Here is an 810-nt window from a genome sequence, read left to right as displayed (position 1 = left end):
CACCATGAGGTGGAAGAGGTTCTCGGCAACGACGCCGGCGTCAACGGTGTAAGGCTCCGCTCGACGCTCGATGGCGGCTGCCGTGATATCGATGCGACCGGCTTTTTCGTGGCAATCGGTCACCACCCAAACACCGACCTGTTCCGGGGTCAGCTGGCCATGAACAACGGTTATCTCACGATCCGCTCCGGCCTGGGTGGCAACGCGACCCAGACCTCGATGGAGGGCGTGTTCGCGGCGGGAGACGTCGCCGACCAGCATTACCGCCAGGCGATCACCTCGGCCGGATTCGGTTGCATGGCCGCTCTGGATGCGGAGCGCTATCTCGATACGTCGGGTAAAGGCAGCTGAAGAGGGCGCGGGCAGCGCTTCCGGCGAGAACATGCCGGCCAGAAACCCTCGACACCCGATCAACAGATAAGAGAAGAACACAAAATGGTGCTTTCACAGGACTATATTGCGAGCTGGCAGGAATGGCATGACAAGCGGATCAAGGACCTTAACAGGCCTTATGGCTTTCTTTCCGTGGTCAGCCAGGACTGGTTGACGGAAGGGGAGCCTTTCACCTCCGAATTCGTTCCCGGCCAGTGGCTCCTCATGGACGGGGAGATCTACTACCATCCCGATCAGGACAGTCTTGCGAAAGGCGAATTCCTGACGGTTGACGGCAAGAACGCGACAGCACCTGTCCACATTCCGCACGGCTACAACAAGAACTCCGGAACCGGCTCGGGCGTCCCCGTATTCTACAAGGATCTCGAGGTAGAGACGATCACGCGCCACCGCCAGCGTGATGTCTTTTTCGCGCTT

General features: G+C 59.5%; 2 protein-coding genes. Both read left to right on the top strand.

Translation table 11 applies throughout. The features are described 5' to 3' along the window. A partial coding sequence (locus KVS69_RS18480) for an FAD-dependent oxidoreductase (RefSeq protein WP_217539442.1) occupies positions 1-351 on the top strand: 351 nt, incomplete at its 5' end. An 84-nt stretch (positions 352-435) separates the two neighbouring features. Continuing rightward, positions 436-810 (top strand): hypothetical protein (locus tag KVS69_RS18475; protein ID WP_217539441.1); only part of this gene is annotated, 375 nt, incomplete at its 3' end.

The organism is Stenotrophomonas sp. GbtcB23 (assembly GCF_019091045.1).
Lineage (GTDB): Bacteria > Pseudomonadota > Gammaproteobacteria > Xanthomonadales > Xanthomonadaceae > Stenotrophomonas > Stenotrophomonas rhizophila_A.
This window is presented reverse-complemented; position numbering and strand designations above follow the sequence as displayed.